Here is a 19712-nt window from a genome sequence, read left to right on the forward strand (position 1 = left end):
TCGATCGTTACTTCAATGGGCAGCAGAATAGCCCGGTGGTTCCGTCGACGTGTAGCCGCTGTCGAGCCTGCGAGGCTGCGTATGAGTCGGTCCGCGCCCCTTACTGACCGTCGGCACTGCACTTTTTAAGGATTCACGGCTCTATCCTTGGCCAGCCTGCGGCGAATCCCCACCGCCGGCCCATGCCCAAGTTCAAGAACCCATGGCTCGAGTTTTACCCCGCACCACCCCACCAATCCGCCGCTGTTGCTTACTGTTGGCCTGCTTGTCGATGCTCGCGACCTCCGGGTGCAGTCAGCAGCAGGGCAGCGACATCGTCAGCCAGTTCCGCGAAGGCAAACCCCAGGAATTCCTCCAGACCAGCGTCGACCGCATGGCGACCCTGACGATGCGTGACAACCTCGACAGCCTCTACCTGCTGATGAGCAAGCTCTACCTGCGTAACCCGGACGAGCTAAAAAAATCCGGCTTTCTCGACGCCCGCACCGCTGGCAAGCAAGTGCGCATGGCCATCGAACAGCAACAACCGCTGCCGACCCTGGGTGGCAAAAAAGACCTGGCAGCGCTGAGTTATGCCATGAGCCCGGAGTTTCTCGGCGACCGGGTCGGTGCCTTCATCTATGCCATCGGCAGCATGCTCGTCACCGCCCACGGCAATCGACTCGAGTTCTACATGACGGATGCGATCAACCCGACGTTCGTCAGCAACGCTGCCCGCAATATCGAGAAAGCCACCTGGATACTCAGCCAGCGGCAAAGCAAGAACGGCGAGCCTTTACTGTTCTCCAACGAAATTTCGGAGGAGGGCAGCAACCTGAGTTTTGCGGTGGAGTTCGGCAAGATCGTCGCGCGGCTGGATCTGCTGACGCAGATGCTGGACGAGCGCTACCGTCGGATCGGTCTGAATTACGCACAGAGTTTGCTGTTCCTCAACTTCCTGCCCGTGCAGTGAGTTTGGCCAACTCAGCAGATCCCCTGTGGGAGCGAGCTTGCTCGCGATAGCGGTTTAACATTCAGCAATGATGTTGGCTGTGAGTCCGTCATCGCGAGCAAGCTCGCTCCCACAGGGGTAATTCAAGTGCTTAAGGCATAAAGATAGATCGCATCGATATAAGTGGTTATAAGAAAAATCGCTATGCTGCGGGCCAGATTTTTCATGCGTTTTTTGTGGGCGTGTTAATGGAATTCGGTAATTTCGGTTTAGTCGTGGCAGGTCTGGTGGTCGGCTTTATTGTCGGGATGACTGGGGTAGGTGGCGGTTCTTTGATGACCCCGATTCTGTTGTGGTTCGGCGTCAATCCGGCCACCGCAGTGGGGACGGATTTGCTGTACGCGGCGATTACCAAGTCCAGTGGCGTGCTGGTTCATCGAAAGAACAAGAACATCGACTGGGCCATTACCGGTTGGCTGACCCTTGGCAGTGTGCCGGCAGTGGCGCTGACGTTGTGGTTCCTGAGCACCTTGCAAACATCGCCCGAGGCGATGAACGCGGTCATCAAACAGGCCTTGGGGTTTGTCCTGTTTGCCACGGCGCTGGCGATTTTCTTCAAGAAGCGCCTGCTCGATTTCGCCCACAAACGCGCGGGCGGTCATTACAACCCCAGCGGCAACCGCTTGAATGCGTTGACCGTGATCACCGGCCTGGTCCTCGGCACCATGGTTGCCCTGACGTCCATCGGCGCTGGCGCCCTGGGCACTGTCGCATTGTTCATTCTCTATCCGCTGCTGCCTACCCGCCGCCTGGTGGGCACGGAAATCGCGCACGCCGTACCGCTGACCCTGGTTGCCGGCCTTGGCCATGCGAGCATGGGCAACATGGATTGGCACGTGCTGGGCTATTTGCTGATCGGTTCGCTGCCGGGGATTTACCTGGGCAGCCACCTGACGGGCCGCATCTCCGATGAAGTGCTGCGACCTTGCCTGGCCACGATGCTGGTGCTGATCGGGTACAAACTGGCGTTCTGATTCCGCCCGTCCCAGAAACAAACCACCTCCTGCACCGCATAGGTGCTACGGTGAAAAGCCAGCTTTCATTCACCCGTGAATGACCTGTCGGCATTTCCCCGTGATCGACAAGAGGTGGCACGTGTCCACGCCAATCGCCGAATATCAAAGCCACGAAGCCGGGTATTGCCACGACACACTGTCGTGACCGCCCCGCCCAAAAGCCTGCCGCTGATTCTCAGTGAGCTGCGCACCGCCACGACCTGGCAGCATCAATTGCTGGAAAAACGCATTCCGTTTTTCACCGCCGATTTATTGCTCTACACCCGCCTGATCGAGGCCTACTACGGTTTTTATCGGCCGCTGGAAAACCTGCTGTTCCCGGTGGCGATGACCATTCCCGGTCTGGACTGGTTGATACGTAGCAAAACCCCGTCGCTTGAAGCCGATCTGTATGCCTTGGGTCTGGACGCTGCCGCCATCGATGCCATCCCCCTCTGCCCGTTTGCCCTTCAGCCCCGCTCGATTGCCAATGTGCTGGGCGTGTTGTACGTCCTTGAAGGCGCGACGCTGGGCGGGCAATCACTGCGCAACGGCCTGTACTCGCGCCTCGGTGTCGATGAACACACGGGCGGCCGGTTTTTTGCGGTGTATGGCACGTCGACCTTGCTGATGTGGCGCGGTTTCCTGGCGTGCCTGTATGAGGTGTGTGATCCCGTTGAACGAGCGGAGTCGGTGGTCGCGGCCCAGGCAACCTTCGAATCATTCGAAAACTGGCTCGAGCATTGCGAGGTATTGGTATGAACCGCCTCAATGATGAGCAACTCGACGCCGCGCTCGCCGAATGCGCCAGCGAAGCGATCCGGATTCCGGGGTCGATCCAGCCCCATGGCGTTCTACTGACCCTGAGCGAGCCGGAGTTGATCATCCAGCAGATCAGCCGTAATTGTGCTGCGTTGCTCGGTCAGACGGCGGCGGCTTTATTGCAGCAACCGTTGACGATGCTGTCGGGTGCCAGGGCGACTGAGCAGGTTCGCCAAGCGCTGTTGTTGAATGACCTGGAGGACACCAATCCGTTGTTGCTGGAGATAGGGGCGCAGCGGTTCAACGGATCGCTCAACCGGCGTGACGGTGTGATTATTCTTGAGCTGGAGCCGTTGCATGACGCTGCACCGGACAATACCGGCATCCTGCTTCGCGCCCTGCGACGGATGCAGGCAGCCAGTACGCTGGAGGACTTGTACACCGTCAGTGTCGATGAAATCCGCCGCCTGACCGGCTTCGACCGGGTGATGATTTATCGTTTCCGGCCGGCGGGGCATGGGCAAGTCATCAGCGAGGCGCTGGGCGGTGTTCTGCCCGGTTACCTCGGGCAATGTTTCCCCGCCTCGGACATTCCGGCGCAGGCGCGTGAGCTGTATCGCCTGAACTGGATCCGGGTGATCCCGGATGCACGTTATGTGCCGGTGCCGATTCTTCCGGTGTTACGCCCTGACACCGGGCAGCCTCTGGATCTGGGGTTTTCGGTCCTGCGCAGCGTTTCGCCAGTGCATTGCCAGTACCTGGAAAACATGGGCGTGCGGGCCTCCATGAGCCTGTCGCTGCTGGAGAACGATCAGCTTTGGGGGCTGATTACGTGTGCCCATCCTGAACCGTTGCTGGTCAGTCACTCGGTGCGCACCATGTGTGCCGCAATCGCCCAGTTGCTCAGCGTGCAGATCACGGCCCTGCAAACCCGGGATGAACAGCGTCAGCGTGAACAGAAATCCCGGCTGATCAATGAACTGACCGCCGCGATGCGCCTGGCTGACAGCGACGTGCTGGAGGGGCTGCTCAACCACCCGGCGCAATTGCAGGACTTGACTGAGGCCAGTGGCGTCGCCGTATTGATCGAAGATCGCTTGCAGCTGTTCGGTGAGTGTCCGACGGTCGAGCAGGTGCGCGCCCTTTACCTGTGGGTGCGCGAGCAATGCCTGGAAAGCGGCGAGCCGCTGTTGACCGACCACCTGCAAGGCCTGCACGGTGCCAGCGCGCTCTACAGTGACGTGGCCAGCGGTCTGCTGGCTTTCGTACTGCCCAAACCGGTGGACAACGGCGTCCTGTGGTTCCGCCCGCAACTGCGCTCCAGCATGAAGTGGAGCGGCAATCCCGATGAGCATTTCAGTGCCGGGACCGACAACCGTCTGCAACCGCGTACATCCTTTGCGCTGTGGGAACAGCAAGTGGAGGGCAGGGCGCGTGAATGGAGCACCGCGGATGCTTATGCGGTCAGAGAACTGCGCCGCAGTGCCATCGAAAACGACCTCGCCCGTCAGGTGCTCCGCGAGCATGAAGCGGTGCGCAAGCGTGATGAGTTGGTGGCAGTGGTGTCCCATGACCTGCGCAATCCCATGACCATAATCATCATGCAGTGCGGCATGATGCAGCGCCTGGTCGCCAAGGACGAAAGCAAGCATACCGAGCGCCTGAGCGCAGCCCTGGGCAGCATGGAGGACGCCACGGAAAGGATGAACACCCTGATTGTCGATTTGCTGGACAAGTCGAAACTCGATGCAGGCAAGTACCCGCTCGCGTGCAAGCCGCTGGATGTGGTGAACCTGCTTCAAGAGGCCTGTGGGTTGCTGGTGACCCTCACGTCCCACAAAAACATCGAGCTCAACTGCAGCAGTTCTGAAGGTTTGAGCATCGACGCCGATCCCCAGCGGTTGTTCCAGGTGCTGTCGAACCTGTTGGGCAACGCGATTAAATTCACCCCCTCGGGCGGACGTATCGACCTCAGCGCCCGCCAGGTAGACGGCAAGGTGCTGATCTCGGTGCGCGACAATGGCGGCGGTATCCACGCCGTGCATTTGCCGCACATCTTCGAGCGCTACTGGTCGGTTCGTGACGGAAATCCCAACGGCAGTGGACTGGGTTTGTACATCTGCCGCAGCATCGTGCAGGCCCATGGCGGAGAGCTTTGGGCAGAGAGTGAACCGGGGATTGGCAGCGTGTTCACCTTTTCCATTCCGGCGTTGGTGGCGGGCGCGGCTTAGGCCCGGGTCAGAATCTCCAGCAGATGCCCGTCCGGGTCATCGAAGTAAACTCGCCGGCCACCGCCGTAATCGTTGATCTCGTTTGGTCGTTGTTTGCCGGGGTCGGCCCACCAGGGTTGCTTTCGGGCTTGCAGGCGGGCGAAGGCCGCATCGAAATCGTCGTCACCGATCAAAAACGCGTAGTGCTGGGAAGCAATCGGCGGGTCATTGTCGTAGAAGTCCAGCGACACACCGTTGTCGAACTTGACGATCAGCATCGGGCCGAAGGGTTCGGGGCAGGGCAGACCGAGGATGTCTGCCAGATAGTTGGCTGATGTCTGCTTGTTGCGACACCAGACGATGGTGTGATTCAACTGAGCGCTCATGCAGTGGTCCTCACGGCGGATCAGGGCGTTGTTATTGAGCTATGAGATTAGCTCAGCCTGTTGCGCAATGACCGCGCTGACCTAAGCTTGGGGCAAGGCGAGACATAATTGCGTGAGTCACCCGGAACGAACGCCGCGATGCGCAATCATTAGAGCGTGGATATCAAAAGGAGATGCGCATGCTCATCAGGTCATTGACCCTGACTACCCTGCTGGCTTTCGCCGGCCCCTTGTTCGCTGCCGATGATGGCTCACCTCTGGATATTGACAAGGGCAGGGCCCGGCCACTGATTGTGATTGCTCCCAGCACGGTTGACCCAGTCTGGGTGGGCCTGAAAAAGTCGCTGGACGATCCAGCCAACAAGGAGGGTGTCGCCCAACGCAATCTCAGGGTGTACACCGTGCTGAACATGTTCGGTCAGCTCGACGGCAAGGATCTCGGCCAGCAGGACACCATGGCACTGATCCGCTCGCTGAAACTCGGCGCGGGGGCGTTACCCAAAGTCATCCTGGTGGGCAAGGACGGCGAGAAGAAGTTCGAGAGTTCGGGGGATGAATCAAAATCGGTCAATTTGAAGAAAATCTTCGATACCATCGACGCCTTGCCAGCGACGGAGAAAGAAGCTGCAGCGCCGACGGTCGCGACGCCCGTTGTAGCGGAACCTGCCGCCAAGGGTGCCAAAGGCGCAAAACCGGGCAAACCGGCGAAGCCTGCCAAGCCGCCTGAAATGCCGGATGATTGAGTCACCATTAACCCCTGTGGGAGCGAGCTTGCTCGCGATGGCGGCGTAACAGGCAACGCAGATGTCGACTGTTATGACCCCATCGCGAGCAAGCTCGCTCCCACAGGTTTTGCGTCGTTACCAGTTGTAGCGATAACCCACCGTCACCGCCCAAGGCTGTTCGATATCACTGCCCTTGGTGTAACCGCCCTCAACGAACAGGTTGTGCTTATCAGCCGCCGTCACCATCACCCCACCACCGATCTCGCCCCGTGAACCCGGCAGGCGGCTGTCCAATTTTGCCCCGTTGACCTTCACATGGCTGTCGCCGGCATGTTCGGTGATCCACGTCGCTTTGGCATAGGGTTTCACAGCGATGCCGTTGCCCAGCTCCAGATGGCGTCCGAACATCCCGCCGACGCGGCTTTGAACCGAGTTCATCGCATCCTGCTTGACGTTCAAGCCATTGCTGGCCGTGTAGCGCCCCCCACTGATGTGCGCCATTTGCAGCCCCACCTGAGGTTCGACAAACCAGCCCCGGCCCAGATCGATGTTCTTGCCCATTTGCACATCCGCACTGACCGCGTGGTTCTTGTAGCGCGCCTTGACCTTGTCCCCGAGGTTGCTGGTGATGTCGATTTCGTTATCCAGACGGCTGTATTTCAGTGCGCCATCGATGTACAGGCCGCTGCGGTCCAGGTAGCTGGCATAACCGCCGAGCGTGCGGCTGTCGATCGTGCCTTTGCTAGCCTCACCGAATTGTTGCCGCCCCTGACCCTTGCCGAGCAAACCACCCACGTAAAGCGTTCCGTCGGCGAAAGGCAGGGCTTTGTCGGCGCCGATTTCCATGCCGTTGACTTGCTGGTCGAAGGCGCGGCTGGCACCGGTGTCCAGGCGTTGATCGGTGCCGTAGCCGCGAGTCCAGAGGCCGCCCTGATCCTTGCCCGAGCGCAGTTCGCCAAAGTGCTGGGCCGTCGCGCTCATCTGGGCGCTGATCAACGCTGCGCTGGCGGCGTGACTGGCCACCGCCGCGTTGGCGCCCTTGCTCAGGGTTTGCGCCTGCGGAACGTGCGGCGGCGGGGCGGGTGTTTTGTCTGACGTGTCGGGCAGGTCTGGCTCGACAGGCTCGGCAGGTTCGACAGGTGCGATAGGCTCGACAGGATCGACCACCGTGTCGGGGTTCTGCGGATCCTGAGTCGCCAGATTGGCCAGGTACCAGTCATTGCCTTGCTGCTGCAATTGATAACGATAAGCCCCGGCATCCACAGTTTCACCGTAGAGCTTGAAGTCGCCGCTACCACCGTTGCCATTCACCAGCATCAATTTCTGCTGCGCACCACTGGGCGAGTTGCCCGAGTCGGCAACCACCAGGGTGTGGCTGTCGCTGACCGGACCTTGCACCCTGAGCAGATCACCCTGCAGTGCAGCCAGATCCGTGTTCATCAGGAACCTGCCGTCGCCAGTCAGTGGCCCTTTGATCGTCAGAGTATGAAAACCGTTGACGGCCGGATCGGCAAACGCGACCTGGCCGTCGACACGGCTCGCACCGCCCAGAATCGCATCACCCTTGAGATGCAGGAAACCGCCCGAATTGATCGTCGTGTCGCTGGCATCGGCGCGGTCACCCAGCACCATCACACCACCCTGATTGACGGTGGTGAAGTGCACATGAGTGCCCGCCACGCTTTCCATCTGCCCACCCTGATTGACCACGGTGTTGATCACCGAAGCGTCATCGTTGACCGACAGCTCGCCACCGTCATTGACCGTCGTGCGGTCGGCGTTGCCGTTTTGATAGACAGTCATGCGGCTGTTGTTGACGCGAGTGTTCTTGGCGGTGGCATCGCCATACACCCACATGGCGCCACCGTTGAGTTGGGTGTCGCTGACCACGGCATTTTCCGCCACGTCCAGCTCACCGCCATTGACGGTGGTGCGAAGTGCCGTGGCTGAACCGGTGACGACCATGTTGCCGGCTTCGACGACGGAGCCGAATGCCGATCCGGCGTCATATAGATGCAGCCATCCATTGCCGTCGACCGTGATGCCGGCTACATCCCCCGCATCCAGGATCTGTATGAGTCCGAAGCTGACGGTGCTGTCGCTCAGGATGCCCCCGGTGCCGACGGAGAACGTGCTGCCATCGTTGACCACGACATTGGCCTGCGAAGTGGTCAGGCAGGTGAGTGGATCGCAGCTGGCGGCGAACACGGGAGCCGGTACGCAACCGAGCATCAACAAAGCACCGGACACCGAAACACGAGAAAACCGCACACCAAACGTAAACATGATCATCCGCCGACTGCAGGGAATTGAGGCGCGGATTCTCCGTAGGCGAGGGGGATGGGTAACGCGGGTGTTTCCTAACTTTTTGTGGGAAATGTCCTACACGCAGGTATTGATACTGGCTCGAATGCTGTCCTGGAGACGCTTCATTTGCAGGACGAAGGCCTCATGCAACAGGCTCAATTCGTTTCCCGGAACGGCATTTTCGCAACCCTGTTCAAGTTGCTCGCAAGCGCTGATCAAGGGCGCCGCGTGGATGATCCGCGCACTGCCGAGGATCTTGTGGCAACGGCTGCCCATGGCCGTGAAATCGCCCGCCGCGTACAGCGCTTGCATGGCGTCGAAGTCTTCCTGATTGGTGCGCAGCACGGTGGCCAGCAATTGTCGGGTCATCGCCGCGTCGCCGGCCGTGATGTCGCTGATTCTGGACAGGTCGAAGCACGGTGCGGCGGCCAGTTGCGTCTGTTCGACCTGGCGAAGATAGCGCTCCAGTGTGGTTCGGGTGACGGGTTTGAACAGGCAATCGTTCATGCCGGCGTCCAGGCAACGCTGGATTTCCTGGGGCAGGGCGTTGGCCGTCAATCCGACCACATGGGTGGGTTGGCGACCTTCGCTGGCTTCCAGCGTTCTTAACTGACGGGTCATCTGATCACCATTCATCTGCGGCATGTTGCAGTCGGTGATCACGTAGTCGAAGTCTTCCTGAGCCCACCAGCGCAAGCCCTCCAGGCCATTGTCGGCGCAGGTCACGTGCATGCCCAAGGCCTCGAGTTGCCGCTGCAATACCACGCGATTGAACTCGTGATCCTCGACGATCAGGATGTTGCGCGCAGGCAGCGGCGCAAGGTGCCCGGCATCGACCGAGGGCAGCGCTTCGTCGCCCGGAACCGTTGCAACGTCCAGCTCCAGGGTGAAACACGAGCCTCGTCCCGGCTCGCTGACGCAGGTCAGTTGCCCGCCCATCAATTGCGTCAATTGCTGACAGATCGCCAGGCCCAGACCGCTGCCTGACTGCAACTCGGTATCGCTGGAATCGAACTGTGTGTACGGCTGAAATAGCCGCTGGCGTTGCTGCTCGTCCATGCCGATGCCAGTGTCCAATACCTCCAGGCGCAGGTGGGCGAGATCGTCATCAGGCTCAAGCGTCAGCTCAACGGTGACGGTGCCCTTGGGGGTGAACTTGATCGCGTTGCTGATCAGGTTCGAGACAATCTGCCGGAACCGCAGGGAATCCATTTCCACTGCGCAGTCGGTCCCGTGCGGCACGAATGCCAGCGCCACGTTTTTCTGCCGGGCGAGGCTGGCGAAACTCTGGATCACGGTGTTGGCCAACTGCTCGGGATGGCAGGTACCGGTACGCAATTCGAACTGGCCGGACTCGATTTTCGACAGGTCAAGAATCTCGCCGATCAGCTCCATCATGCCGCTGGCCGACTTCTGGGCGATGTCGATCAGTTCCGCGTCGGGACGTTTGTCATGCATTAACTCCAGCACACCGATCAAGGCACTCATGGGCGTGCGGATTTCATGGCTCATCACCGCCAGGAAATGGCTTTTGCCGCGATTGGCTGCTTCGGCCAGATTCTTGGCCTGATGCAGTGCGTGCTGCAAATGCTGTTGTTCGGTGAGATCGATCCAGCCGCCGATGACGCCGGTCATGGTGCCGTCGGAATCGCGATAGGGCAGGGCCCAGTGGTAAATGTGATAAGTCTTGCCGTTGACGGTCATGGCGAAGTTGTCGAAGGACGGCTCGCCGCTGGCAAGGGTTGCCTGATGAATTCGCTTGTAGCGGTAGGCGTCTTCGGGGACGAGGATGTTCGCCTCGATCAAGCCTTTGCCCTGCACCTGATCAAGTTCGATTTCCATCACTTGCAGATACGCACGATTGCACGTCAGCAGCAGGCCCTGGCGATCACGCACATAAATCGGGTGCGGCGTGCCATCCACCAACACCTTCATGAACACCAGTTGGTCGTTCAAGGCTTTTTGCGCTTTTTGGCGTTCGGCGATCTGCCGGCGTAAGCCCAGGTTCCAGGCCAGAATCGCCAGCACCAGCCCCAACAACCCCAGCACCGCTTTGTAGAACCAGCTTTTGTAGGCGTTCCAGCCGCCCTCGCTCTCCTGCGGGTTTTGCCAGCGATTGGCCAGGTCGCTGAACTCGTCGGGCGGGATGTCGAGCAGGGCCTTGTTGAGGATCGAGATCAGTTCTGCGTTCTGGTGCCCGGTGGCGAAGCCGATCAGCGCAGGTTGGGAGCCGATCACCGAATCGATTTGCAGGCGGCCGCGGAAAAAGCGGTCAATCAGGTAAGCGGCGCCCATTTGCGGCTGGATGACACCGTCGACCCGCCCCTCAGCGAGCAATTCATAGGTCTCGATCGGCGCGTCGACTTCCACCTGTTGAATGTCCGGCCACTCACGCTCCAGCCAGTTGGCGGCGGTGGAGCCCTTGATAATCGCCACGCGCAGGCCCTTCAGACCCGTGAGGCCCGTATGTTCGGTCTGGGTTCGGGTGATCAGCACAAAGGGGTTGACCACATAGGGACGGGAGAACACCAGGCTGGTTTCGCGGCGCTCGCTGTAAGTCAGCGCGCCGATGAGGCTGACCGGGTCACGTTGCGCACGGCTGACCAAGGCGTCGATGGAGGTGATTCTGCTCGGCTGGAACACCAGGCCGGTGCGGTCGTTGATCAGTTCCAGCAAATCGGCCGCCATGCCGCGCATCTGATCGTCGGCGTTGAAAAAACTGAAGGGCGAGTACAGGTCGCTGGCCAGTACGTCGATGCGGGGATGATCCTTGATCCATTGCTGCTCGGCCGCGGTCAGTTGCAGGCGGCTGTAACCCAGTTTCGGATTGGCTCCGATGCCCCAGCGTCGGGCAATCACGCTGCGCTCCTGAGGCGAAATGTTCGACAAGGCGCTGTTGAGCAGGGTCCGCAACTGACTGTCCTGGCGTTGCACCGCGAAGCTGAATCCCTGCCCCTCGGAATCACGCTGAATCGTCTGTTTCAGGCTCTGCTGATAACTGCGTTCCACCAAGTACTGCGCGGAAATCGCATCGGTCAGCAGCACCATGCCTTCGCCATAGGCGACCAGGCCAAGGCCTTGTTGGGTGGAATGCACGGACTCCACCTGCATCCGGGGAAACAGTGCCGCCACACGCTCCTGCGCTATCCAGTCGGGATCGAACAGCACCGTGGTGCCGGCCGGCGGTTGATCGTTGGGCCAATGAGTACCGAATTTGCTGATCAACACCGCCTGATCGTAGGCATACGGCGCACTCAGCAGTAGATCGGCATGCTTCGGTTCCAGGTGATTGATACGCGGAACCAGATCGACTTCACCCTGTTGCAACGCGGCCAGGGCCTGTTCCTGGCTGGCGTAGCCGTTGATCTGTAGGCGCACGCCCAAACCCCGCGCCAGCACATCAAGGTAATCGGCGGAAAGGCCTTCGTAATCCTGTTGATTGGCGGTCATGTCCAGCGGTGGCCGGTCGGGCAAGTACACGCCGACACGCAGCACAACCTTGTGCGCCAACCATTGGCGCTGCGCGGTAGTGAGCGTCAGCGCCACACTGCTGTTAGCCGCACGACTGAGCAGCGAAAGCGGTTCGGCGCAGACGTGGAAAGAGAGAAGCATCAGCACGCACAACAGAACTCGACAGATCGCAGTCATGATTCAGACCAGGTCATTACGCTTGGCGAACTCGATCAGTTCCAGCAGCGTGGACGCATTGAGCTTTTGCATCAGGCGGGTTTTGTAGGTGCTGACGGTTTTGTTGCTCAGCAGCATGTCGTCGGCGATTTGCTTGTTGCTTTTGCCCAGCGCCAGACCGTGCAGCACCTTGAGTTCACGCCGGGTGATGGCGCTCAACAACTGCGCATCGTTCTGGGCGAAATCGCTTTTACGCACCGAGTCGAACGTGCTGACGGGAAACCAGGTCTTGCCGTTGGCGACGGCTTTGAGGGCGGTGACGATTTCCACCGGATCATCGATTTTCGACAGAAAGGCCGACGCACCGGCGCGCAGGCATTGCGCCGCATAGGCCTGGCTTTTCAGCCCCGTGTGCACCAGCACCCGAGCCGGACTGCCACCGATGCGCAACCGGTCGATGACGGCCATGCCATCGAGCTGCGGAATGTCCAGATCGAGCACGATGGCGTCGGGCTTGAGCTCGAACGCCTTGCTGAGGGCGTCCACGCCGTTGTCGCACTCGCCGACGACCTCATGGCCTTCACGGGCCAGAATCATCCCGATCGCCATGCGCACCACCGCGTGATCATCGACCAACAGCACTCTCATCGATCAGCCCTCATGCCCTGATTCAGCATAGTCCCTGAGCCAAAAGCGGTTTGGAGGGGCTGATGCGTGGCGGGGTAGGTTAAAAAGGGCGCGATCGTACCGGGTTTGGGTGGCTATGCCACGTTGAAATCGACAATCCGATTTCCGTAGCAGCTGTCGAGCCTGCGAGGCTGCGTTCGGCTGCGCAGCAGTCGCAATCCGGCCAATGCGGTTTTCTTGAAAGAACGCGGTTGCAGGTTTTACGACTGCTTCGCAGCCGAACGCAGCCTCGCAGGCTCGGCAGCTGCTACAAAAAACCGGGTGTTCCGGGGTGAGATGTATTGGCTTCTATTGGTCTCGGAAGTTTCCTGCAAGTCCTGTCGGTCTTGATGAACTGGTTTCTGTCAGAGAGCACCGCTAGCCTTCGTCAGCCACCGCAAAATCGCGGTCGGACGTGGGAATCCGCGACACTGAGGGATCCAGGGACGAAAAAACCAATGGCACAAAAAGGAGCCTCGTCTGTGAAAAAGTTCAGCAAGCATCAACCGCAAACCCTAACCGACGCCGATCATCCCGATCCCGCGAAGCTGTGTGAAACCGCAAAAGTCGCAGTCACCCGAAGCCCCAGGCGTACCGCCACGACCCAGCAGATTTTCACTGTTGCTCCTGGTGTCGACACACTAACCCTGCTGAATCAGGCCTGCGAAAACCTTGCCTCCCTGAATGTCCTGATTGCGAATTTTGCCGGGAAACTGGAAGGCTCGAACCGCAAGGTGCTGCTGTCGATTCAGCAATTGGCGGCGGTCACCGAGTTGTTGGTGAATCAGGCACGGGAAAATCTTGATCCGAGAAGCGATGCACCTGACGCTCAGCCGCCGACTCGGCATTGAGCTGACGCAGTAACGACAATGGGCGACCTCAAAGGGGTCGCCCATTTTGTTTGTCACTGCTAAACCCTGTGGGAGCGAGCTTGCTCGCGATGGCATCTGCACATTCAACATCAATGTGACTGCCAGGCCGCCATCGCGAGCAAGCTCGCTCCCACAGGTACCAGATTACTTGGCCAGTGCGCTCAATATCGTATGAGCAATCTTGATCCGCTCAGGGTTCGGGTAGTTTTTGTTGGCCAGGATCACAATGCCGATGTCTTTCGACGGCACGTACGCCACGTAAGCACCGAAGCCGCCCGTTGAACCGGTTTTATTGAACAGCACGTTTTTTGGTTGAGGTTGAGGCGGGGTCAGCCACTGGACTTCGTGAGCCTCCATCGTCATCTGCGTCGAGTTACCCGCCAGCAATGTATCGAGGGTGACCGGGTAGTTGTAGAACTCCCAACCCAACCCCTGAGTCATCTCGCCCACCTTGTAGTAACCGGTATGCGTCGCGGCGATTGCCTGTTGCATCGGGTCTTCGAGGCTGGCTGGCTTCATGTTCGCCTCAACATAGCGAATCATGTCCGCCGCGCTGGTTTTCACCCCATAAGCCTCCGAATCCAGTGCCCCCGGCCCAACCCGCACAGGCTTGTCTTCCTTGTTGTAACCCTGAGCGTAAAGCCCCATCTGAGCTTGCGGCACCTTGAGGTAGGTGTGTTTCAGCCCGAGTTTCGGCAGCAGGGTTTTTTCCATCACGTCATCAAACGGCGCGCCCATGCTTTGGGCGGCGAGGTAACCGAACAACCCCAGGCTGGGGTTCGAATACTGCCGATGGGTGCCGGCGGCATAGGTCGGTTTCCACTGCTGGAAATAGCCGAGCATCTTGTCCGGTGCATCGGCCTCGTCGGGGAATTGCAGCGGCAGGCCGCCGGCGCTGTAGGTGCCCAGTTGCAGCACGCTGATGTTATCGAACGCGCTGCCACGCAGCTCCGGCAGCACGCTGCTGGCCTTGTCCGACAGGGACAGTTTGCCGGTGGCCTGAGCGTAGGCGGCGAGGGTGGCGGTGAAGGTTTTGCTCACCGAGCCGATTTCGAACAGGGTGTTTTCGGTGACGGCTTTGCCATTTTCCTTCGAGGCCACGCCGTAGTTAAAGTAATGAGGTTGGCCGTTGACGGTAATCGCAACCGCGACACCGGGGATCTGCTGTTGCTGCATCACCGGTTCGATGGCGGCCTTCACGATGGCTTCAATGCGGTCATCAGCAACGCAATGACCGGCGCTGAGGAAAAGTGCGAAAGCGCTGTAAGACGCGAGTTTGTTATGCATGATTGATTCACTTTCCATGAGTTTCAAGGGTGTTAACCGCTACACTCCGAGCGGCTTTTCAATTCGGGTTGCTGATGGGCGAGCCAAATCTATGCAGTCTGCCGAGGTTCGACAACCGATGATATTTCGGACGAGCCATTAGAAAAATTTTGGAGTGGGCATGATCCGGCCTCAATTACCGCTCAATGCATTGCGCGCCTTCGAGGCCTCCGCCCGGCATTTGAGTTTCACCCGGGCCGCCGTTGAGTTGTGTGTCACTCAGGCGGCGGTGAGCCATCAGGTCAAGAGCCTAGAGTCTCAACTTGGCGTGACCCTGTTCAAGCGCTTGCCCCGCGGGCTTATGCTGACCAGCGAGGGCGAAACACTGCTGCCGGTGCTGCGCGAATCTTTCGACCGTATCGCGCAAACCCTTGAGCGATTCGAAGGCGGACATTTTCGCGAGGTATTGACGGTCGGGGCGGTGGGGACGTTCGCGGTAGGCTGGTTGTTGCCACGGTTGACGGACTTTCAGGCGAAACATCCGTTCATAGATTTGCGCCTGTCGACCAACAACAATCGCGTGGATGTGGCAGCTGAAGGGTTGGATTACGCGATTCGGTTTGGTGCGGGAGCCTGGCACGGGATTGAAGCAGTCAGGTTGATTGAGGCGCCGTTATCGGTATTGTGCGTTCCCGAGATTGCCCGAGAACTGAAAACACCGATAGACCTGTTGCAGCAAACGCTGTTGCGTTCTTATCGCGCTGACGAGTGGCCCGAATGGTTTCAGGCTACCGGCCTCTCGACCCACGCAGCGTCGCCCCGAAGTATCGTCTTCGACTCGTCGCTGGCAATGATGGAAGCGGCGCTGCAAGGGGCGGGCGTTGCATTGGCGCCGCCGCTGATGTTCGCCCGACAACTGGCGGCGGGTGCAATCGAGCAACCGTTCGCTATCGGGATCACCACCGGCAGTTACTGGCTGACCCGCTTGCAGTCGCGCCCTGAAACGTCGGCGATGGCGGCGTTCAAGGATTGGCTGCAGCAAGCGGCACAGATGGTTTAGCGAATGCCATTCCTGTGGGAGCGAGCTTGCTCGCGATGACGGCGGCACCTTCAGCATCAATGTATCCGACAGACCGCCATCGCGAGCAAGCTCGCTCCCACAGGTACTGCGGTGTTTTTCAGATGGTTAGCGCACCAGACACGGCCGCTTGTTATCGAATTTCCATCCCGGAATCAGAAACTGCATCGCCACGCTGTCATCCCGCGCGCCCAGTCCCATGCCTTTGTACAGTTCATGGGCCTTGGCCAACTGATCCATGTCCAGTTCGACGCCCAGCCCTGATTTTTTCGGCACCTGCACACAGCCGCCGACGATTTGCAGCGGCGCTTTGGTCAGGCGCTGGCCGTCCTGCCAGATCCAGTGGGTGTCGATGGCAGTGATTTCACCCGGCGCGGCGGCCGCGACGTGGGTGAACATCGCCAGGGAAATATCGAAGTGGTTGTTGGAATGCGAACCCCAGGTCAGGCCCCACTCATGGCACATCTGCGCCACGCGGACCGAGCCCTGCATCGTCCAGAAGTGCGGGTCGGCCAGCGGAATGTCCACTGATTGCAACTGGATCGCGTGGCCCATTTCCCGCCAGTCGGTGGCGATCATGTTGGTGGCGGTTTTCAGACCCGTGGCGCGACGGAATTCAGCCATGACTTCTCGGCCCGAATAACCGTTTTCCGCGCCGCATGGGTCTTCGGCGTAAGCCAGCACATGATGCTGATCCCGGCACAGGCGAATAGCTTCTTTCAGTGACCACGCGCCATTCGGATCGAGGGTGATGCGCGCGTCGGGGAAGCGTTCGGCCAGGGCGGTGACGGCTTCGATTTCTTGATCGCCACTGAGCACGCCGCCCTTGAGTTTGAAATCCTTGAAACCGTAGCGGGCGTGGGCGGCTTCGGCCAGACGCACCACGGCATCGGCGGTCATGGCTTTTTCGTGACGCACGCGGAACCAGTCGTTGTCGGCGTCCGGTTCGCTGCGGTAGGCCAGGTCGGTTTCGTTGCGATCACCGACATAAAACAGATAGCCCAGCATCTTCACTTCATCGCGCTGCTGGCCTTCGCCGAGCAGGGCGGCGACCGGCACGTCGAGGTGCTGGCCGAGCAAGTCGAGGAGGGCGGCTTCCAGGCCGGTGACGGCATGGATGGTGATGCGCAAGTCGAACGTCTGTAACCCGCGGCCGCCGGCATCGCGATCGGCGAAGGTCTGGCGCACTTGATTGAGGATCTTCTGATACGTGCCGATCGGGCTGCCAACCACCAGGCTGCGCGCATCTTCGAGGGTCTGGCGAATGCGCTCGCCGCCCGGTACTTCACCGACGCCGGTGTGACCGGCGTTGTCCTTGAGGATCACGATGTTGCGGGTGAAAAACGGCCCGTGGGCGCCGCTCAGGTTGAGCAACATGCCGTCGTGGCCTGCCACGGGAACAACCTGCATGCTGGTGATGATCGGGGCTTTGGCGGTTTCTTGTGTGTTCATTGTTATGTCCTTCAAAACAGATGTTCAGGCGTGGTTGGACGCTGGTTTGGCCAGTGCAACGGCAGGTGCGGTTTTCGGTTTGTTACGTGCGGCGAAGACGATGATTGCGGCAATGATCGAGGTCGCGGCCAGGCCGTACAGCCCGCCCTGAATCGAACCGGTGCGTTCTTCCAGCAGGCCGAACGTAGTCGGCGCGACGAAGCCGCCGAGGTTGCCCACCGAGTTGATCAGCGCGATCACACCCGCCGCGATCCGTGCATCCAGATAGGCCTGTGGAATCGGCCAGAACAGCGACGACGCCGATTTGAAACCCAACGCAGCAAAGCAGATCGCAACGAAAGCGAAGATCGGCCCTCCGGTGGTGGACATGAACATCCCGGCTGCTGCGATCAGCAGGGCCGCGGCGACCCACGCTTGTTGATGCTTCCATTTGGCCGACAGCGAAGCGAAGGCGTACATGCCGACGATCGACAGCAACCAGGGGATCGAGTTGAACAGCCCGACTTGAATGTCGCTCAGGTCGCCCATCTTTTTAATGATGCTCGGTAGCCAGAAGGTCGCGGCATAGATGGTCAATTGGATGAAGAAGTAGATCAGGCAGAACAGGATGATCTGGCGATCCTTGAGCAGCTTGCCCAACGACGGTTTGATCGGCGTCGCGGCTTCGCGGGCCAGTTGTTCGTCGTCGATGGCCTTGACCAGCGCGTCTTGCTCTTCGCGGCTCAGCCATTTGGCGTCGTGGGGTTTGGAGTCCAGCCAGAACCAGACGAACACGCACAACCCGACCGAGAACATCCCTTCAATGAAGTACATCCACTGCCAGCCGTGCAGGCCGAAACCGCTGATTTGCAGCAGTAACCCGGACAGCGGGCCGGAGATCAGCGAAGCAATCGCCGAACCGCTGAGGAAGATGGCAATCGCCTTGCCGCGTTCAACGCCAGGCAACCAACGAGTGAAGTAATAAATCACTCCGGGAAAGAACCCGGCTTCGGCCACGCCCAGCAGGAATCGCAGGATGTAGAAGTGGGTTTCGTTCTGGATGAACGCCATGCAAGCAGCGACCAGGCCCCAGGTCAGCATGATGCGGGTCAGCCAGATTCGCGCGCCGACTTTTTGCAGGAGGATGTTGGAGGGGACTTCAAACAGCGCGTAACCGATGAAGAACAAACCGGCGCCGAGGCCGTAGGCGGCAGCGCCGATGCCCAGGTCGTGTTCCATGTGGGCGCGGACGAAGCCGATGTTCACGCGGTCGATGTAGTTGACGATGAACATGATCACGAACAGCGGCAGAACATGGCGTTTCACTTTCGAGATGGCGGATTTCAGGACCGAATCGGCGCCATCGTTCATCCCGGATATGGATGTATTCACTGCGTTATCTCCCACTGATTATTTTTATGCGGGGTGTGACTGGGTGTTGCTATGTTGATAGACATCATACAACTAGGTTTTTTCATCCTGCAATAGTGGTTGCCCAACAAAATGGCGCTTTGTGGGGCGTTTGTTATTCTTTTTTGGTGATGCAGGATCTTTCTGATGGTCACGAATACCCTGTTTGTTGAGTGTTGTCATACAAGTTGCTCAGCGTTTTCCTGAGATTCCCATCGAGCGCAGTGCTACGATTCCGGTAGCCCTGCTTCCGGATGATCGCCATGCAAGAAGACCTCGACGCGCCTGCCCGCAAGCGCACCCACAACCTGGCCCATGACCTGGTCGCCAAGCTGACCCAGAGCATCTTGCTCGGCCAGATGCTGCCCGGGGACAAGCTGCCGTCCGAGAACACGATTGTTCAGGAGCACGGGGTCAGTCGCACGGTGGTGCGCGAGGCGATCTCGAAGTTGCAGGCGTCAGGTCTCGTGGAAACCCGGCACGGTATTGGCACTTTTGTTATTGAGCGAGCGCCGGAGCAGGGCCTGCGGTTGAACGTCGATACCGCGCTGGGGGTGCGCAGCATTCTGGAGTTGCGCATGGGCCTGGAAACCCAGGCCGCCGCACTGGCGGCAACCCGTCGCACCGAGCATCAATTGGCGCAGATGCGCGAAGCGCTGGACGACTATCAAAGCCTGCTGGCCAACAACGACAGCTGCGTCGAAGCCGACAAGCGCTTCCACCTGCTGATCGCCGAAGCCACCGGCAACGTGTGCTTCACCGAAATCATGCAGCACCTGGGCAGCGCCATGATCCCGCGCACCCGCGTCAATGCCGCCGAGCGCGGCGCAGTGGACTTGAGCAAGCTCGGGCAACTGGCCAACCTTGAGCACGAGGCGATTCTCAATGCGATCAAACGGCAAGATCCGGACGCGGCGCGTGCGGCCATGTGGCTGCACCTGACCAACAGCCGCGACCGGTTTTCGGCCGATCGCTGACCACCGCCG

General features: G+C 59.6%; 14 protein-coding genes and 2 pseudogenes. 9 read left to right on the plus strand and 7 right to left on the minus strand.

The window, feature by feature from the left end:
- The first annotated feature begins 202 nt into the window (after positions 1 to 202).
- The 5 genes and pseudogenes from ACA079_RS08980 to ACA079_RS09000 form a co-directional block, all read left to right on the plus strand.
- Entirely contained in the window at positions 203 to 952 is a 750-nt protein-coding gene (locus ACA079_RS08980; RefSeq protein ID WP_497703261.1) for a hypothetical protein, read from the plus strand.
- Positions 953 to 1179: 227 nt separating this feature from the next.
- On the plus strand, positions 1180 to 1965 hold the full coding sequence (locus tag ACA079_RS08985) for a sulfite exporter TauE/SafE family protein (protein WP_046047606.1): 786 nt from the start codon (positions 1180 to 1182) through the stop codon (positions 1963 to 1965).
- 183 nt (positions 1966 to 2148) lie between these two features.
- Positions 2149 to 2748: a biliverdin-producing heme oxygenase gene (locus ACA079_RS08990; RefSeq protein ID WP_497703262.1), complete on the plus strand. Its 600-nt coding sequence runs from the start codon at positions 2149 to 2151 to the stop codon at positions 2746 to 2748.
- Positions 2745 to 4226 (plus strand): annotated as a pseudogene (locus ACA079_RS08995) (GAF domain-containing protein); the annotation flags it as partial. The gene ACA079_RS08990 and the pseudogene ACA079_RS08995, both read left to right, overlap by 4 nt.
- A gap of 75 nt (positions 4227 to 4301) precedes the next feature.
- Positions 4302 to 4955 (plus strand): annotated as a pseudogene (locus ACA079_RS09000) (sensor histidine kinase); the annotation flags it as partial.
- 20 nt (positions 4956 to 4975) lie between these two features.
- Here the strand turns inward: ACA079_RS09000 and ACA079_RS09005 are convergent.
- A complete protein-coding gene (locus ACA079_RS09005) occupies positions 4976 to 5344 on the minus strand; it encodes a VOC family protein (protein ID WP_497703263.1) in 369 nt (122 codons plus the stop codon).
- 179 nt (positions 5345 to 5523) lie between these two features.
- Here ACA079_RS09005 and ACA079_RS09010 point away from each other — a divergent pair, with 179 nt between their 5' ends.
- Positions 5524 to 6087: a DUF4174 domain-containing protein gene (locus tag ACA079_RS09010; RefSeq protein ID WP_497703264.1), complete on the plus strand. Its 564-nt coding sequence runs from the start codon at positions 5524 to 5526 to the stop codon at positions 6085 to 6087.
- Positions 6088 to 6204: 117 nt separating this feature from the next.
- Here the strand turns inward: ACA079_RS09010 and ACA079_RS09015 are convergent, their stop codons facing one another.
- The 3 genes from ACA079_RS09015 to ACA079_RS09025 all read right to left on the minus strand — a co-directional run bounded on the left by ACA079_RS09015 (position 6205) and on the right by ACA079_RS09025 (position 12651).
- Positions 6205 to 8355 (minus strand): autotransporter outer membrane beta-barrel domain-containing protein, encoded by a 2151-nt coding sequence (locus ACA079_RS09015; protein ID WP_497703265.1) that lies wholly within the window; start codon positions 8353 to 8355, stop codon positions 6205 to 6207.
- 96 nt (positions 8356 to 8451) lie between these two features.
- Positions 8452 to 12024 carry an ATP-binding protein gene (locus ACA079_RS09020; RefSeq protein WP_497703266.1) on the minus strand — a complete coding sequence of 1191 codons (3573 nt, stop codon included), beginning with the start codon at positions 12022 to 12024 and terminating at the stop codon, positions 8452 to 8454.
- A 3-nt stretch (positions 12025 to 12027) separates the two neighbouring features.
- Complete coding sequence (locus ACA079_RS09025; RefSeq protein ID WP_497703267.1) at positions 12028 to 12651, minus strand: response regulator; 624 nt, start codon at positions 12649 to 12651, stop codon at positions 12028 to 12030.
- Between the two features lie 500 nt (positions 12652 to 13151).
- Here ACA079_RS09025 and ACA079_RS09030 point away from each other — a divergent pair, with 500 nt between their 5' ends.
- A complete protein-coding gene (locus tag ACA079_RS09030; RefSeq protein WP_497703268.1) occupies positions 13152 to 13520 on the plus strand; it encodes a DUF6124 family protein in 369 nt (122 codons plus the stop codon).
- 165 nt (positions 13521 to 13685) lie between these two features.
- Here ACA079_RS09030 and ampC read toward each other — a convergent pair whose 3' ends face one another.
- On the minus strand, positions 13686 to 14846 hold the full coding sequence (ampC, locus tag ACA079_RS09035; RefSeq protein WP_497703269.1) for a class C beta-lactamase: 1161 nt from the start codon (positions 14844 to 14846) through the stop codon (positions 13686 to 13688).
- A 142-nt stretch (positions 14847 to 14988) separates the two neighbouring features.
- Here ampC and ACA079_RS09040 point away from each other — a divergent pair, with 142 nt between their 5' ends.
- Complete coding sequence (locus ACA079_RS09040) at positions 14989 to 15867, plus strand: LysR family transcriptional regulator (protein ID WP_497703270.1); 879 nt, start codon at positions 14989 to 14991, stop codon at positions 15865 to 15867.
- Positions 15868 to 15993: 126 nt separating this feature from the next.
- Here ACA079_RS09040 and gudD read toward each other — a convergent pair whose 3' ends face one another.
- Together gudD and ACA079_RS09050 are read right to left on the minus strand one after the other, a co-directional pair.
- Entirely contained in the window at positions 15994 to 17337 is a 1344-nt protein-coding gene (gene gudD / locus ACA079_RS09045; protein ID WP_497703271.1) for a glucarate dehydratase, read from the minus strand.
- Positions 17338 to 17361: 24 nt separating this feature from the next.
- Positions 17362 to 18708: an MFS transporter gene (locus ACA079_RS09050; protein ID WP_497703272.1), complete on the minus strand. Its 1347-nt coding sequence runs from the start codon at positions 18706 to 18708 to the stop codon at positions 17362 to 17364.
- 281 nt (positions 18709 to 18989) lie between these two features.
- Here ACA079_RS09050 and ACA079_RS09055 point away from each other — a divergent pair, with 281 nt between their 5' ends.
- Positions 18990 to 19703 carry a FadR/GntR family transcriptional regulator gene (locus ACA079_RS09055; protein WP_046054181.1) on the plus strand — a complete coding sequence of 238 codons (714 nt, stop codon included), beginning with the start codon at positions 18990 to 18992 and terminating at the stop codon, positions 19701 to 19703.
- The last annotated feature ends 9 nt before the right edge of the window (positions 19704 to 19712 follow it).

The organism is Pseudomonas sp. LBUM1645, assembly GCF_059716185.1.

What these genes read in the sequence shown, in the direction of transcription:
- ACA079_RS08980 (WP_497703261.1), top strand. Translation starts at nt 203, where the DNA reads ATGGCTCGAGTTTTACCCCGCACCACCCCACCAATCCGCCGCTGTTGC.
- ACA079_RS08985 (WP_046047606.1), top strand. Translation starts at nt 1,180, where the DNA reads ATGGAATTCGGTAATTTCGGTTTAGTCGTGGCAGGTCTGGTGGTCGGC.
- ACA079_RS09005 (WP_497703263.1), bottom strand. Translation starts at nt 5,344, where the DNA reads ATGAGCGCTCAGTTGAATCACACCATCGTCTGGTGTCGCAACAAGCAG.
- ACA079_RS09010 (WP_497703264.1), top strand. Translation starts at nt 5,524, where the DNA reads ATGCTCATCAGGTCATTGACCCTGACTACCCTGCTGGCTTTCGCCGGC.
- ACA079_RS09015 (WP_497703265.1), bottom strand. Translation starts at nt 8,355, where the DNA reads ATGTTTACGTTTGGTGTGCGGTTTTCTCGTGTTTCGGTGTCCGGTGCT.
- ACA079_RS09020 (WP_497703266.1), bottom strand. Translation starts at nt 12,024, where the DNA reads ATGACTGCGATCTGTCGAGTTCTGTTGTGCGTGCTGATGCTTCTCTCT.
- ACA079_RS09025 (WP_497703267.1), bottom strand. Translation starts at nt 12,651, where the DNA reads ATGAGAGTGCTGTTGGTCGATGATCACGCGGTGGTGCGCATGGCGATC.
- ampC (WP_497703269.1), bottom strand. Translation starts at nt 14,846, where the DNA reads ATGGAAAGTGAATCAATCATGCATAACAAACTCGCGTCTTACAGCGCT.
- ACA079_RS09040 (WP_497703270.1), top strand. Translation starts at nt 14,989, where the DNA reads ATGATCCGGCCTCAATTACCGCTCAATGCATTGCGCGCCTTCGAGGCC.
- gudD (WP_497703271.1), bottom strand. Translation starts at nt 17,337, where the DNA reads ATGAACACACAAGAAACCGCCAAAGCCCCGATCATCACCAGCATGCAG.
- ACA079_RS09055 (WP_046054181.1), top strand. Translation starts at nt 18,990, where the DNA reads ATGCAAGAAGACCTCGACGCGCCTGCCCGCAAGCGCACCCACAACCTG.